This is a genomic window from Micromonospora sp. CMU55-4 (genome assembly GCF_011602315.1).
Taxonomy (GTDB): domain Bacteria; phylum Actinomycetota; class Actinomycetes; order Mycobacteriales; family Micromonosporaceae; genus Micromonospora; species Micromonospora chalcea.
Window position 1 is genome coordinate 23,139 of sequence record NZ_JAAOLH010000006.1, and the last position, 15,289, is coordinate 38,427.

5 protein-coding genes are annotated in these 15,289 nt (G+C 74.3%); all 5 read right to left on the minus strand.

All coding sequences use genetic code 11. The annotated features are described in order from the left end of the window. Window positions 1-61: 61 nt before the first annotated feature. From HA073_RS12670 to HA073_RS12690, 5 genes are read right to left on the minus strand one after another with little or no spacing between them, the layout of a single operon-like run. Window positions 62-5,548, minus strand: coding sequence for a non-ribosomal peptide synthetase/MFS transporter (locus HA073_RS12670; RefSeq protein WP_166456451.1), 5,487 nt, complete (start codon window positions 5,546-5,548; stop codon window positions 62-64). Then, window positions 5,548-8,667, minus strand: a complete 3,120-nt coding sequence (locus HA073_RS12675) for a non-ribosomal peptide synthetase (RefSeq protein ID WP_113973828.1) — start codon at window positions 8,665-8,667, stop codon at window positions 5,548-5,550. The genes HA073_RS12670 and HA073_RS12675 overlap by 1 nt, the downstream gene beginning before the upstream one ends. Beyond that, window positions 8,664-8,852: an MbtH family NRPS accessory protein gene (locus tag HA073_RS12680; RefSeq protein ID WP_043324625.1), complete on the minus strand. Its 189-nt coding sequence runs from the start codon at window positions 8,850-8,852 to the stop codon at window positions 8,664-8,666. Before HA073_RS12680 ends, HA073_RS12675 begins: the two co-directional genes overlap by 4 nt. 1 nt (window position 8,853) lies before the next feature. Beyond that, window positions 8,854-9,807 (minus strand): TauD/TfdA family dioxygenase, encoded by a 954-nt coding sequence (locus tag HA073_RS12685; protein ID WP_043324628.1) that lies wholly within the window; start codon window positions 9,805-9,807, stop codon window positions 8,854-8,856. Between the two features lie 29 nt (window positions 9,808-9,836). Further along, window positions 9,837-15,284: a type I polyketide synthase gene (locus HA073_RS12690; RefSeq protein WP_166456452.1), complete on the minus strand. Its 5,448-nt coding sequence runs from the start codon at window positions 15,282-15,284 to the stop codon at window positions 9,837-9,839. Window positions 15,285-15,289: the final 5 nt, after the last annotated feature.

Genomic DNA, 15,289 nt, shown 5'->3' on the forward strand with positions numbered 1-15,289 from the left:
GTGCCGGCCGGAAGGCCCGGAAAGGACACGAACTCCTTGATCAACCGGATGGGAGGCGAGGTCAGACCGAGACGAGCTCCTTCTTCTCGGCCTTGGCGGCCAGGCGCTTCTCACGCTCCTGGGCGCCGATCAGGTCGTCCGGCAGGGAATCCTCCACCTCGATGTCGAAGCGGCGCAGCAGCCGGATGGCGAACCCGCCGAGCGTGACCAGGACCAGCGCCGCGCCGAAACAGATGTACGCGAAGCCGATGCCCCGGCCCGGTCCGGTGCCGATCACCGCCCCCACCGTGCCGGCCAGCGCCCCGCCCGGTGCGAGCATCGGCTCGAACAGCGCGGTGGCGCCCGGCGCGAGCAGCGCGAACCCGATCGGCAGCGTGGACCAGGAGATGGTCTGGTTGAGGCTGAACACCCGGCCGTGGAAGCGCTGCGGCACCTTCACCTGGACGATCGTCGCGTAGATCGACTGCGCGGTGGTCATCGACATGGCCAGCCAGCAGAACCCGACGCAGATCATCGCCACCGAGGCGTCCAGGCCGATCAGCATGCAGCCGATCGCGGTGCCCAGGTTGCCGATCAGCACGCCGATCATGCGGCGCTTGCGCGGCCCGCCCCACAGCGACATGAGGATGCCGCCGAGCACCGCGCCGACCGCCTCGGCCAGCGCGACCTGGGCGACCTGGGTGGGGCTGCCGAACGACAGCACCAACGGAGTGATCAGCACCAGCGCGGGCGCCAGGAAGATGTTGCCCAGCGCGAAGTAGCCGAGCATCAGCCGGAATCCGCGGTGCCGCCAGGAGTAGCGCATGCCGTTGGCGATGGCCACCAGCAGCCGCTCCCGGGGCCGCCAGCCGAGCGCGTCCGGGAAGCGGACCACGGCGAGCGTGAGCACCGCGAGCACGTAGCTGGCCACGTCGACGAGCAGGATGCCCTTCAGGTCGATGGTGGCGAGCAGGCCGGCCGCGAACGCCGGCATGAGCAGCGTGGCCACACCGGTGGACAGCTGGGTGATGCCCATGGCGTGCCCGAGGTAGCGCTTGGGCACCAGCTGCGGCACCGCCGACTGGAACGCGATCCGCTGGAACGACCCGGCCACCGAGCTCAGCGCCACCAGCAGGTAGATGTGCCAGAGCACCAGGTTGTCGGTCCACAGCAGGCTGGCCAGCACCAGCTGGATGGAGCCGGCGAAGCAGCTGGCCGTCATCATGATCCGGCGGCGGCTGACCCGGTCCACCAGCGCGCCGGCCACCGGCAGCATGAGCACGCCGCAGATCAGCGCCAGCGCCCACAGCAGACCGAGGTCGGCCACCGAGCCGGTGCGGTTGAACAGCCAGATCGGCAGCGCGAACGCGGTCAGCGCGGAGCCGGTGCTGGAGACGAGCTGCCCGACCGTGATGGCCAGGAAGCGGCCCATGCTCGGCTTGACCGCGGTGCTGGCCTTGCGGGCCACGCCCACGCGCAGCGTGTCCGCCACCGCCCAGCCGGCGTCCTCACCCCGCGCCTGCGGGCTCAGCGCGCCGATGTCACCGGCGACCACCGCCGGGTGCGCCTGCGTGACGATCTCGGCCAGCTCCTCGGCGCGGTACTTCAGGAAGAAGTGACCGGCCTGGTCGAGCACGACCAGCCCGAGCGTGTCGCTGAGGAACTGCCACTCGGTGTACCGCTCGCGGTAGTAGTCGGTGACCGGGTCCTCGGAGCCGACCACCGAGATGATCGGCGCGCGCAGCTTCGTCGCCTGCTTGTCCAGCAGCCGGGTGAAGTACTCCTCCGAGGCGCGGGAGTCGGCCCGCATGTTGCTGATGATCCGGTCCGCCTGCTCCGGGTCCAGCTCGTCGGTGTCCACGCCCATCGACTTGAGCCAGCTCGCGTAGTGCTTGTTGCTGCGCAGTTGCTCCAGCTTGTTGCGGGCGGCCGAGAAGACGCCCTTGGGGCGGGCGAACGGGAACATCGCGCCGATGTAGACGGCCTCCAGGTCCCGGCCGGACGCCTCGACCTTGCGGGCCACCTCGGCGACGATCGCGCTGCCCACGCCGCAGTGGCCGTACAGGGCGATCGGTCCCTCGACCCGCTCCAGGATCTCGTCGGCGACCCGGCTGGTCAGCTCCTCGAACGGCAGCGCGTCCTCGGTGAGGCCGACGTCGTGGCCGGGGATGGCCAGCGACCACAGCCCGTACCCGGCCGGCAGCGCGTCGGCCAGCGGCTGGTAGACGATGGCGCTGCCGCCGCCGTACGGCACGCAGACGTACGTCAGCACCCGCTTGCCCGCCGGGATCGGCTTGGTCAGCTCGTAGAGCAGCCGGCGCGGCCCCTCCTGGGCGGCGTCGCCGGAGATGAACGCGGCCAGGTCGCGGATGGTGCGCTGCTGGAACAGGTCCATCACGCCGACCGCCCGGCCGCCCAGCTCCGCCTTGCGGATCTTCGCGACCACCTGGGTGGCGAGCATCGAGTGCCCGCCCAGGTCGAAGAAGTCGTCGTCGATGCCGAGCGTGTCCACGCCGAGCACCTCGGACCAGATCGCGGCCAGCGCCCGCTCGGTGTCGTCGCGCGGCTCGACCAGCGCCACCGACGCCTCGCGGGTGACCACCGGCGCGGGCAGCGCCTTGCGGTCCAGCTTGCCGTTCGGGGTCAGCGGCAGCGCGTCGAGCGTGACGAACGCGGCCGGCACCATGTACTCGGGCAGCGTGTCCTTCAGCGCCGCCTTCAGCGCGGCGTGCTCGGCCGCCCCCACCAGGTACGCGGTGAGCCGCTTGTCGCCCGGGCTGTCCTCCCGGACGATCACCGTGGCCTCGGTGACGCCCGGCTGGTCGCGCAGCGCGCTCTCGATCTCGCCCAGCTCGATGCGCAGGCCGCGCAGCTTGACCTGGTGGTCGATGCGGCCCAGGAACTCGATCACCCCGGCGCCGTCCGGGCCGATCACCCAGCGGGCGAGGTCGCCGGTGCGGTAGAGGCGGGCGCCCGGTTCGGCGGAGAACGGGTCGGGGACGAACTTCTCCGCGGTCAGCGCCGGCCGGCGGTGGTAGCCGCGGGCCAGCCCGACACCGCCGATGTGCAGCTCGCCGGCCACCCCGACCGGGCACTGCGCGCCGGACGGGTCGAGCACGTGCAGCCGCAGGTTGGCGATCGGCGCGCCGATCGGCACGCTGGTCACCTGCGCGAGCCGGTCCGGCTCGCACGCCCAGGCGGTCACGTCGATGGCCGCCTCGGTCGGGCCGTACAGGTTGTGCAGGCCGCACCAGGGCAGCCGGGCGGTGAAGTCGGCCGCCGAGGCCAGCGGCAGCTCCTCGCCGGAGCAGATCACCCGGCGCAGCGCGGTGGCCGCCTCCACGCCGTCCTCGGCGAGGAAGACGGTGAGCATCGACGGGACGAAGTGGGCGGTGGTGATCCGCTCGGACACCAGCAGGTCACGCAGGTAGCCGGCGTCCTTGTGACCGCCCGGCTTGGCCAGCACCAGGCGCGCGCCGGTGCGCAGCGGCCAGAAGAACTCCCACACCGACACGTCGAAGCTCGCCGGGGTCTTCTGGAGCACCGCGTCGTCGGCGCCGAGGCGGTACGTCTTCTGCATCCAGTCGAGCCGGTTGACGATGCCCCGGTGCGTGTTCGGCACACCCTTCGGGCGGCCGGTGGAGCCGGAGGTGTAGATGACGTACGCCAGGTGCTCCGGCCCGGCGGCCGGCGCCGGGTCGGTGTCGGGCTGACCGCTCCACACGGTGGCGTCGTCCAGTTCGAGCACCGTGGCGCCGGTGTCGGGCAGCACGTCGCGCAGGTGCGACTGGACCAGCACCACCGGCGCGTCCGCGTCGCCGACCATGAACGCGAGCCGGTCGGCCGGGTACTCCGGGTCCAGCGGCAGGTACGCGCCGCCGGCCTTGAGCACACCGAGCAGGCCGGCGACCAGTTCCACCGAGCGTTCCGCGCAGACCCCGACCAGGGTCTCCGGGCCGACGCCGGCCGCGCGCAGCCGGTGCGCGACGCGGTTGGCCTGCGCGTTCAGCTCGGCGTACGTGCGGCTGTGGCCGTCGATGGTGACCGCCACCGCGTCCGGGGTGGCCGCGGCGCGCTCCTCGATCGGGCCGTGCAGCGTCTCGGCGCGCGGGAAGTCCGCGCTGGTGTCGTTCCAGGCGGCCAGCAGCTCCCGCTCGGCGGCGGGCAGCAGCGGCAGCCGGGAGACCGGGGTGTCCGGCGCGGCGACGACCGCGTCCAGCAGCGCGGTCCATCGCTGCGCCATCCGCTCCACGGTGGCCCGGTCGAACAGGTCGGTGTTGAAGACCAGCTTGCCCCAGAGCCCGTCGACGGTCTCGACCGCGTGCAGCTCGAAGTCGAACCGGGTGGCCCGCAACTCCATCGGGGTCCAGGTGAACGTGACCTCGTCGGTACGGGACACGCCGGTGAACCGGCCCATCTCGTAGTTCTGCAGCACGAACATGGCCTGGAACACCGGGGAGCGGCTGACGTCGCGCGGCAGGCCCAGCTCGTGCACGACCTTGGCGAACGGCACCTCGGCGTGCTCGAAACCGTCCAGCACGGTGCGGCGGGTGCGCTCCAGCAGCTCGGCGAAGGTCGGGTCGCCGGCCAGGTCGGCGCGCAGCGGCAGCATGTTGATGAACATGCCGACGAGGTTCTCCAGCTCCGGCGCGGACCGTCCGGCGACCGACGCGCCGATGGCGAAGTCGTCCTGCCCGGAGTGCCGGGCCAGCAGCACCTGGTACGCGGCGAGCAACGTCATGAACAGCGTGCCGCCGCTGTCGCGGGTGAGCGTGTTGAGCGCCTCGGTGGCGGCCGGGTCGAGCTGGAACTCGACGAAGTCGCCCCGGTAGGTCTGGGTGGCCGGGCGGGGCCGGTCCAGCGGCAGTTCCAGCGGGGTGATGCCGGCCAGCCGCTGCTTCCAGTAGTCGACGTGCGCCCGCGCCTGCGGGCCGTCCAGCTCCTGGGCCTCCCAGACGGCGAAGTCGCCGTACTGGATCGGCAGGGCGGGCGGCTCGCCGCCCCGGTAGAGCGTGATCAGGTCACGCAGCAGCACGTCCACCGACCAGCCGTCGCCGACGATGTGGTGCTGGGCCAGGAACAGCACGTGGTCGTCGGCGGCGAGCCGGATCAGCAGGGCCCGCAGCAGCGGCCCCTCGGCGAGGTCGAACGGCTCGGCCGCCGCCGCCTCGACCAGCACCTGCGCGGCGGCCTCGTCGGGCGCGTCCACCACCGTCAGCGGCACGTCCGCGGTGTCCGCGATCACCACCGTGGGGCGGCCGTCGGCGTCGGCCGGGAAGCGGGTGCGCTGCGACTCGTGCCGGTCCGCGAGCGCGGTCAGGGCGGCGCGCAGCGCGTCCACGTCGAGCGGTCCGCGCACCCGCAGCGGCACCGCGATGTGGTACGCCGCCTCGCCCGGGGCGAGCTGGTCCATGAACCAGACCCGCTCCTGGGCGTAGGACAGCGGCACCTCGGCGCCGGCCGGGCGGGGGGTGATCCGGGCCGCGGTTGCGGTCTGGCGGGCGCGTAGCCGTCGGGCGATCAGCGCCTGCCGGGCCGCCTCGCGGGCCGGATCCTTCAGGTCGGTCATCAGTTGGTTCCCTCTTCCGCCGCGAGCAGCGCGGCGACCTCGGTGTCGGAGAGGCCGTCGAGCTCGGCGGCGATCCGCTGTTCGATCTGGGCGGCCAGGTCCGCCACCACGGGGCTGCTGAACAGCGCCCGCATGGGCAGCTCCACGTCCACCTCGGCGCGGATGCGGGCCATCGCCCGCATGCCGCGCAGCGAGTTGCCACCGAGGGCGAAGAAGTCGTCGTGGGCGCCGACCTTCTCCACCTGGAGGATGTCGGCGTACACCTCGGCGACCAGGGCCTCGGCCTCGGTGCGGGGCGCGACGTAGCTGTCCTGCGCCGTCTCGGCCGTCGCCGGGGCGGGCAGCGCGGCGCGGTCCAGCTTGCCGTTCGGGGTCAGCGGCAGCGCGTCCAGCCGGACCAGGGCGGCCGGCACCAGGTGCGCCGGCAGCTCGCGGGCCAGTTCGGCGCGGACCGAGTCCTCGTGGGCCGGGCCCACCAGGTAGCCGACGAGCATCGGCTCGCCGCCGTCGGCGCGGACCGCCGCGGCGGCGGCCCGTACGTCCGGGTGGGCCAGCAGCGCCGCCTCGACCTCGCCCAGCTCGATCCGCATGCCGCGCACCTTGACCTGGTCGTCGCGGCGGCCCAGGTAGTCCAGCGTGCCGTCGGCGCGCCAGCGGGCAAGGTCGCCGGTGGCGTACATCCGGGCGCCGGGCGGGCCGTACGGGCAGGGCAGGAACCGCTCGGCGGTCAGGCCGGGCCGCTCGTGGTAGCCGCGGGCGAGCTGCGTGCCGGTGACGTACAGCTCCCCCACCACGCCCGGCGGCACCGGGCGCAGCGCGGTGTCGAGCAGCAGCGCCCGGGTGTTCCAGGTGGGCGTGCCGATCGGCACCGGGCCGGCCGGGACCGGCTCGCCGGGGGCGATGCGGGCCGCGACGCAGCCCACAGTGGCCTCGGTCGGGCCGTACTCGTTGATCACCGCCACGTCGGGGTGCGCGGCCCGCCAGGCGGCGAGCTGCTCCCCGGTCAGCGCCTCGCCGCCGATGACCAGGTCGGTCGTCGGTGACAGCTCGCCGTCGAGCAGCGGCAGGTGGCTCGGCGTGACCTTGAGGAAGGTCGGCCGCCCACCGGCGCGGGCGGCGGGCTCGTCGATCGCGGCGAGCCGTACCGTGCCGCCTGCGGTGAGCGTGCCGAGCAGGCCGGTGACGGTGAGGTCGAACGAGACCGGCGAGTGCAGCAGCGCCACCCCGGAAAGCCCCGGGTAGGTGGCCCGGGCCCAGGCCAGGTACGCGGTCACCGCCCGGTGCTCGACCACCACGCCCTTGGGCCGGCCGGTGGAGCCGGAGGTGTAGAGCACGTACGCGGGGTGTTCGGGGCGCAGCGGGGCGACCCGGTCGGCGTCGGTGAGGTCGTCGCCGGGCTGGTCGGAGCCGACCTCTCCGTCGAGCACCAGCGCGTCGCCGGGCACCAGGGCGGCGGTGTCCGGGTCGGCCACCACCAGCGCGGGCGCGGCGTCGGTGAGCAGGTACGCGATCCGCCCGGCCGGGTACGTGGTGTCCACCGGCACGTACGCGGCGCCGGCCTTCAGCACGGCGAGCATCGCCACGACGAGGTCGCAGGAGCGGGGCAGGGCCAGCGCGACCCGGGTCTCCGGGCCGGCCCCGCGCGCCACCAGCAGCCGGGCCAGCCGGTTCGCGGCGGTGTTCAGCTCGGCGTAGCGCAGCGTCGCGCCGTCGCAGACCAGCGCCGGCTCGTCCGGGGTGGCGGCGGCCTGCCGCTGCACCTCGTCGACCACAGTGCTCGCCGGCACGTCGTGGGCGGTGTCGTTCCAGGCGCCCAGCACCAGGTCATGTTCGTCGTCGGTGAGCAGCGGCAGCGCGGCGACGGTGCGCTGCGGCTCGGCGACGGCGGCGGCGAGCAGCCGCACGTAGCGGCGCACCACCGCCTCGGCGGTCTCCCGGTCGAACAGCTCGGTCCGGTAGACCAGGCGGCACTCCCCGGTGGTGATGTCGAAGGCCAGGTCGTCCTTCGTGGTGCCCAGCTCCACCGGGTCGAGGCCGGAGTCCGGGATCCAGTTCAGGGCGGTCTGGAAGATCGGCTGCACCGACGGGTCCCGCTGCGGGTCGACCGCCTCGACGATCTTCTGGAACGGCGCCTGGCCGTGCTCCATGGCGTCGATCAGGCCGTTGCGGATCCGGCCGAGCAGCGCCGCGAACGCCGGGTCGCCGGAGACGTCGCAGCGCAGCGCCACCGGGTTGACGAACATGCCGATCAGCGGCGCCAGCTCCGGGTTGTCGCGGCCCGCGGTGGCCACCCCCACCACCACGTCGGTGTCGCCGGAGATCCGCGACAGCAGCGCCGCGAAACCGGCCAGCAGCACCATGTACGGGGTGGCCTGCGCGCCGGTGGCCAGCGTGCCGATCCGGTCCAGCAGCCCGTCGGGCAGCGTGAAGCGCACCTCGTCACCGGCGAACCCGAGCTGGCCCGGACGGGGCCGGTCCAGCGGCAGGCCGATCACCGGCGGCGCTCCGGCCAGGTGGCCGGTCCAGAAGGCGAGCTGCCGGTCCAGTTCCTCGCCGGTGAGCTGCTGGCGCTGCCAGACCGCGAAGTCGGCGTACTGGATGGGCAGCTCGGGCACGGCGGGCTCGGCGCCGGTGCGCGCGGCCTCGCAGAACGCGACCAGTTCGTGGTGGAACAGCACCGCCGAGTGGCTGTCGAAGACGGCGTGGTGCGCCACGAACGCCAGCGCGAGCCCGTCCTCCATGCGGATCAGCCGGGCCCGCCACAGCGGCGCGGCGTCCATCGGGATCGGGGCGCGCGCCATCTCGCCGCGGATCCGCTCGAACTCGCCGCGCTGCTCACCGGCGGGCAGATGGGTGACGTCGGTGACGGGCAGCGGCGCCGGTTCGTGGGCGCGCACGACCTGCACCAGCGCGCCGTCGTCGACCCGCAGGTGGGTACGCAGCGCCTCGTGCCGGGCGATCACCCGGTTGACCACGTCGCCGGCCGTCTCGGCGTCCACGTCGGCGGGGAACATCCACGGGAAGGAGACGTTGAACACCGGCGACCCGGCGTCGAGCTGGTTGGCCATCCACACCCGCTCCTGGGCGTAGGAGGCCGGGAACGTCCACTCCTGGGTCATGAGAGGGCCTCGCGCACCGAGCGGGGACGCATGTCGGTCCAGACCTCGTCCACGTGGGCCAGGCACTCCTCGCGGCTGCCGGCGAAGCCGGTGTCGTGCCAGCCGGCGGGCAGCTCGCGGTCGGCCGACCAGATCGAGTACTGCTCCTCGTCGTTGCGGACGACCAGGAATCGGGATTCGGCCATGTCAGTTCGCTCCTGCGGTGTCGGGGGTGTGCGGCTCGGCCATCGCCACGGCGATCTTGCGGGGGCCGGTGAACGGCTCCCGGCCGTGCGCGGCGGTCATGTTGTCCACCACCAGCACGTCGTCGCGCTGGTAGTCGAAGCGGACCGTGGCCGCCCGGTAGGCGGCGCGCAGGTGGTCCATCACGTCGGCGGGGATCTCGCCGCCGTCGCCGTAGTAGGTGTTCGACGGCAGCCCGTCGGCGCCGAACATGGCCAGCAGCCCTTCCTGGTAGTCCTTGGGCAACGTGCTGAGGTGGAAGAAGGTGGCGTGGTTGAACCAGCGCGGGGTGTCCGAGCCGGGCCGGTGGTGCACCACGTCCCGGACCGCGCGGGTACGCAGGCCGTCCTTGCCGACCCATTCCACGGTGATCCCGTTGTCCGCCGCGTACGCCTCCACCTCGGCGCGGCTCTCGGTGTTGAACACCTCCTGCCAGCGGGTGCCGAAGTCGCCGTGGAAGTTGCGCACCAGCATCCAGCGGCGGCGGACGAACTCCTCACGTACCGCCGGGTCGATCAGCTCGTACACCCGGCGCACGTCGGCCAGCGGCGTGGCACCCTGGCTGTCCGGCGGCGTGACGCAGTAGAAGAACAGCGTCAGCGGCCAGCGCGCCTGGTACGAGTTCTCGTTGTGCAGGAAGATCTCCTCGTCCGGCGGGTAGTCGGTCGAGGTGTAGACCCGGCCCTTGATCGAGTGCCGGGGCGAGGAGCGCTCGGTGTAGGTCAGCGGCTCACCGGCCAGAGCCCGTACGGCCTGGTCGAAGCCGTCCACGCCGCCCACGTCGAAGCCGCGGAACAGCAGCCCTCCGCTGGCGACGAGGGTGTCCCGCAGCTCGGCGCGCCGGGCGGCGATGAGGTCGGTCAGCGGCCGGCCGTCGTTCTCGACGACCACCGGCAGCGTCGCGGTTGTCTCGCTCATGGTGCGGTGTCTCCTTGTTCCGTCGGATGTCAGCCGCGGGGCAGCCGCGGGATGGCCGGGATCGCCGCCGGGGCGGCCGGTTGGTCGGCGGGCGCCTCGGCGCGCAGCTCCTCGATCCGGGCGGCCAGGCCGGCCACCGTGGGGGTCTCGAAGAGGCTGCGCATCGGCAGCCGCACCCCGGTCGCCTTGCGCATGGCGGCGATCAGCTGCACGGCGACCAGCGAGTTGCCGCCGAGGGCGAAGAAGTCGTCGTCCACGCCGATGTCGGTGACGCCGAGACCGTCGCGCCACACCTGGGCGATGGTCTTCTCCAGCTCGGTGCCGGGTGCGGCCGAGCCGCCGCCGGTGGCCGCGGTCGCGCCGGCCGCCGCGTCGGTCTCCTCGGCGATGCTGTCGGTGGTGACCCGGGCGGCCCGGCGACGGATGTCGGCGACGGTGCGGGTGGCGATCACCACCTGGGCGCCGAGCCCGGCGGCGAGGCTGCGCCGGAACGCCTCCGCGCCGTCGACCGGGCGGATGTCCTCGGTCACCGGCGCCGGGGCGTCGGCGTCCGCCGGGGCTTCGGCCAGGTTGCCGGTGACCGCGTCCTGGTCGACCCGGCGCAGCACGAAGTCGCTGATCGCGACCAGTTCCCGCCCGTCCGGGTCGCGCAGCGACAGGTCGGCGGCGACCACCTCGTCGGTGGCGGCGGGCCGGTGCCGCAGGTGACTGTGGAACGTCGCCGGCAGCGCGCCGCGCACCACGATCCGGCCGTACGACAGCGGCAGGTAGGTGCCGGAGCCCTGGCCGCGGCCGAACGCGGTGGCCACGTCCAGCAGCGCCGGGTGCAGCCCCCACGAGGGCAGGTCGCCGAGCGCGGCGGCGGGCGCCTGCACGCGGGCTAGTTCCTCGCCGTCGGCGAGGTGGTGCTCGGCCAGCGCCGCCCAGCGCGGGCCGAACGTCAGCATGCTGGTGCGTCCCCGGCCGAACGAGGCGTCGTCGTCGACCCGCCGTCCGGCCACGGCGGGCACGGCGGCCGGCGGGGCCGCCTCGGTGGTCCACCCGGCGCTGCCGCGTACGTGGGCGCGCGCCTGGCCGGCGGCGAGGCTGGCCACGGTGAAGTCGGTGCCGTCCTCGGTCGGGGTCAGCTCGACCCGGTACTGGGCCACGGTGCCGTCCGGCACCGAGAACGGCTCCAGGAACACCACGTCGCGCAGCTCGACAGCGGCGTCCGGCCCCGGCGCGGGCAGCGCGGCGGCCACCGCCGCGCGTACCGACTCCAGGTGGGCGGTGCCCGGCACCACCGGCACGCCGCCGATGCGGTGCTCGTCGAGCAGCCAGTGGGTGTCGGCCGCGACCAGGCCGTGCAGCACCGTGCCGTCCGGCCCGGCGACCATCGTGGTCAGCACCGGGTGCGTGACCGTGGTGGTCACGGTGTCCCGCCCGGCGGCCCGGAACGCGGCCGGCGCGGCGGTCTCCACCGCCATGCCGACCTCGGCCCAGCCGCCCCAGTTCTGCGACACGACCGGGGCGCGGAACCCGGTGCCGGAGCGCGCGAAGGCGTCCAGGAAGTTGTTCGCGGCGCAGTAGTCGACCTGGCCGAACCCGCCGATCACCGCGGTGATCGAGGAGCACAGCACGACGAAGTCCAGCGGCAGGTCGCCGAAGACCTGGGCCAGCGCGAGCGTGCCGGCCAGCTTCGGGGCCAGCACACGCTGCGCCTCGTCGCGCTCCTTGATCTCAGCCATGCCACCGCCGGGCAGGCCGGCGGCGTGCACGATGCCGTCGAGCCCGCCGAACCGCCGCTCGGCCTCGTCGCGGACCCGGCGCAGGTCGTCCGCGTCGGTGACGTCGGCGGCGAGCACCAGCACCTCGGCGCCCGCGGCCTCCATCCGGCGGATCGCCGCGATGGCGCGTCCGGCCCGGTCGGCGCCGCCGTGCACCGCCAGGTGCGCGTCCCACTCGTCGCGCCCGGGCAGCCCGGAGCGGGCCAGCAGCACCAGCTTGGCGCGGGCCCGGCGGGCGAAGTCCTCGGCCAGGGTGACGCCGATGCCGCCGAGACCGCCGGTGATCAGGTAGCGGCCCTCCTCGCGCAGCACGCCCGGCTCCGCCTCGGCCGCAACGCTCACCTGCTCGTAGCCGCCGAGCCAGCGGCGGTCGCCGCGCAGCGCCACCTCCGGGTGCTCGGCGTCGACCGGGCTGCGCAGCTCGGCCACCAGGGCGGCCACGCCGCGCGCGGCCGGGTCGGTGTCGAGCAGCCGCACGGTCAGGCCGGGCAGCTCGGCCGGGAGCACCCGGGCCAGGCCGGCCAGCGTGGCGTGCTCGGGGCGGACGAGGTCGTCGCCGCGTACGTCGCCGATGCCGGCGGTGACCAGGTCCAGGCGTACGCCCGCCTCATCGGCGGTCACACCGGTGCCCGCGAGCGCCTGCACCAGGTGCAGCGCGCCGAAGAAGCCGCGCTCCTGCGCCGCCCAGGCCGCCGCCGGGTCGGTGCCGGCCGGCTCGCCGTCGAGCGCGAACGCGTGCACGATCCGCCGGGGCACGTCGGCGCCGAGCGCGGCGAGAAGCTCCTCGGCGTCGGCGCGTACGCCGGGGCGCAGCCGGAAACCGCTCGCGGTGGCGGTGAACGCCTCGCCGGCGCGTACCTCGACCGGGTCGTCGCCGGCGGCGCGCAACGCGGCCACGAGCGCCTCGCCGCGCGGACCGTCGGCCAGCACCAGGCAGCGGCCCAGCGGCTCCACGGCGCGCGCCGGGGCGGCCTGGCGCCACACCGGCACCGCGAACCACTCCGGCAGCGGCCGGGGGCCGGTCTCGACGGGCGCCGTGGCCAGTTCCTGCTCCGGGTCCGGGTCGATCCAGTAGCGGCGCCGCTCGAACGGGTACGTGGGCAGCGGCACCCGCCGCGCCGCCGGGTCGGCCGCAAGGCGTACCGGCACCCCGGCGCACCAGAGCGCGCCGGCCGTGCCGAGCAGCGCGGCCAGGTCACCGGTCGGCTCGCCCGCGCCGGGCAGGCTGCCCAGCGGGGTCAGCGCGCGCTGCGCCTCGCCGGCCTTGGCGACCTGCATCCGGGCCAGGTTGGCCAGTTGCCGGCCGGGGCCGCACTCGACGAGCGCCCAGGTGCCCTCGGCGAGCAGCGTGGCCACGCACGCGCCGAAGCGGACCGGGCGGCGCAGGTGCGCGGCCCAGTACGCCGGGTCGGTGGCCTGCGCCTCGGTGATCCAGGTGCCGGTCACGTTCGACAGGAACGGCACCGCCGGGGCGCGAAGCGGCACGGTGGCCATCAGCGCGGTGAACTCGTCCAGGATCGGGTCCATCATCGGCGAGTGGAACGCGTGCGAGGTGCGCAGCAGCTTCGACTTGTTCTTGCCGCCCAGGCTGGCGGCGAACTCCTCCACGAGCGCGGTCTCGCCGGCCACCACGCAGGTGCCGGGGCCGTTCACGGTGGCCACCGACAGGCCCTGAGGCAGCCGGTCGGCCACCGCCGACTCGTCGAGCGTGACCGCCAGCATCGAACCGGCGGGCAGGGAGTGCATGAGCCGGCCCCGGGCGGCCACCACGCGCAGCGCGTCCGCGAGGTCGAGCACGCCGGCGAGCGTGGCGGCCACGTACTCGCCGATGGAGTGGCCGATCATCGCGGCCGGGACGACCCCGGCGGCCCGCCACGCGACGGCGAGGGCGTACTCGACGGTGAACAACGCGGGCTGGGTCCACCGGGTCTCGGTGAGCTTGTCCGCCGCGTCCGGGTCACGGCCGAGGATCAGGTCCCGGATGTCCAGGCCCAGCTCGGGGCGGAGCAGGTCGGCGCACTCGTCCACGGCGGCGGCGAACGCCCGGTCCTGGGCGTACAGTTCGGCGCCCATCCCGGCATACTGCGAGCCCTGGCCGCTGAACAGGAACGCCACCCGGGGGGCGGGTCCGTCGGCGACGCCCCGGTGGCCCTTGCGCCGCTCGCGCAGCGCGGCGGCGGCGGACGCCGGGTCACCGGCCACGACGGCGGCGCGGTGGGCGTACGTCTGGCGGCCGACGCGCAGCGTGTGCGCCACGTCGGCGAGCGCCACGTCGCTGCCGCCCTCCAGGTGCTCGGCGAGCCGGCGCACGGCGACGTCCAGCGCGGTCGGCGTCTTCGCCGACACCTGGAGCAGGTGCGCCGGGCGGGCCGGCGGCTCGTCCCGCTCCGCCGCCGGCGCCTCCTGGAGCACGACGTGCGCGTTGGTGCCGCCGATGCCGAAGGAGCTGACCCCGGCCCGGCGCGGCCCGCCGTCGGTGTCCCACTTGGTCAGCGTGTTCGCCACGTAGAACGGGGTGTCGGCGAAGTCGATGGCCGGGTTCGGCGCCTCGTAGTTGATGGTCGGCGGGATCAGCCCGTGCTCCATCGCCAGCACCGTCTTGATCACGCTGACGATGCCGGAGGGCTGGCTCAGGTGGCCGATGTTCGACTTCACCGACCCGATGCCGCACCAGCCGCGCTCGTCGGTGTCCTTGGCGTAGACGGCGGACAGCGCGGCGACCTCGATCGGGTCGCCGAGCGCGGTGCCGGTGCCGTGCGCCTCGACGTAGCTGATGCTGCGCGGGTCGACGCCGGCGAGCGCGACGGCCTGGGCGATGGCCTCGGTCTGCCCGTCGATGCTGGGGGCGGTGAAGCCGACCTTCCCGGCGCCGTCGTTGTTGATGGCGTTGCCGAGCACGACCGCGCGGATGTGGTCGCCGTCGGCGATCGCGTCGGAGAGCCGCTTGAGCAGCGTCACGCCGACGCCGCTGCCCCACACCGTGCCGTTCGCTGCGGCGTCGAACGGCCGGCACCGCCCGTCCGGCGAGGTGAAGCCGTCCATGCCGAGGTAGCCGACGTGCGGCAGCTCGATGTTGACGCCGCCGGCCAGGGCCATGTCGCACTCGCCGTTGCGCAGCGCCTCGCAGGCCAGGTGGAACGCGACCAGCGAGGTGGAGCAGGCGGTGTGCACGGTCATGCTCGGGCCCCGCAGGTCCAGCCGGTACGACACGTTCGTGGCCACGTAGTTCGGCGAGTTGCCGGTGGCCAGCGACACCGCGCCGTGCGGGTTCCCGCCGACCCGCTTGTTGCGGTACACGTTGCGGTGCAGGTACGTGTTTCCGCCGGTGCCGGCGTACACGCCGACCGCACCGTCGTAGCGGCCCGGGTCGTAGCCGGCGTCCTGCAACGCGGTGTAGCAGGTCTCCAGGAACAGCCGGTGCTGCGGGTCGGTGATCTCGGCCTCGCGGGCGGTCATCCCGAACAGGCCGGCGTCGAACTCGTCGTAGCCGTCCACCAGCGGGGCACGGTTGACCCAGCCCGGGTCGTCGACCTCCTGCGGCTGCGCGCCGCGGGCGAGCTGCTCCTCGCGGGTCAGCTCGGTCGTCGACTCCACGCCGTCGACCAGGTTGCGCCAGAACTCGTCGACGTCGGCCGCGCCGGGCAGGCGGGCGGCGAGCCCGACGATGGCGATGGGCTCGACGCCGTCGTCGGCGGGAATGTCGTTCTGCATGGGGG

What these genes read in the sequence shown, in the direction of transcription:
- HA073_RS12685 (WP_043324628.1), bottom strand. Translation starts at nt 9,807, where the DNA reads ATGAGCGAGACAACCGCGACGCTGCCGGTGGTCGTCGAGAACGACGGC.
- HA073_RS12675 (WP_113973828.1), bottom strand. Translation starts at nt 8,667, where the DNA reads ATGACCCAGGAGTGGACGTTCCCGGCCTCCTACGCCCAGGAGCGGGTG.
- HA073_RS12670 (WP_166456451.1), bottom strand. Translation starts at nt 5,548, where the DNA reads ATGACCGACCTGAAGGATCCGGCCCGCGAGGCGGCCCGGCAGGCGCTG.
- HA073_RS12690 (WP_166456452.1), bottom strand. Translation starts at nt 15,284, where the DNA reads ATGCAGAACGACATTCCCGCCGACGACGGCGTCGAGCCCATCGCCATC.
- HA073_RS12680 (WP_043324625.1), bottom strand. Translation starts at nt 8,852, where the DNA reads ATGGCCGAATCCCGATTCCTGGTCGTCCGCAACGACGAGGAGCAGTAC.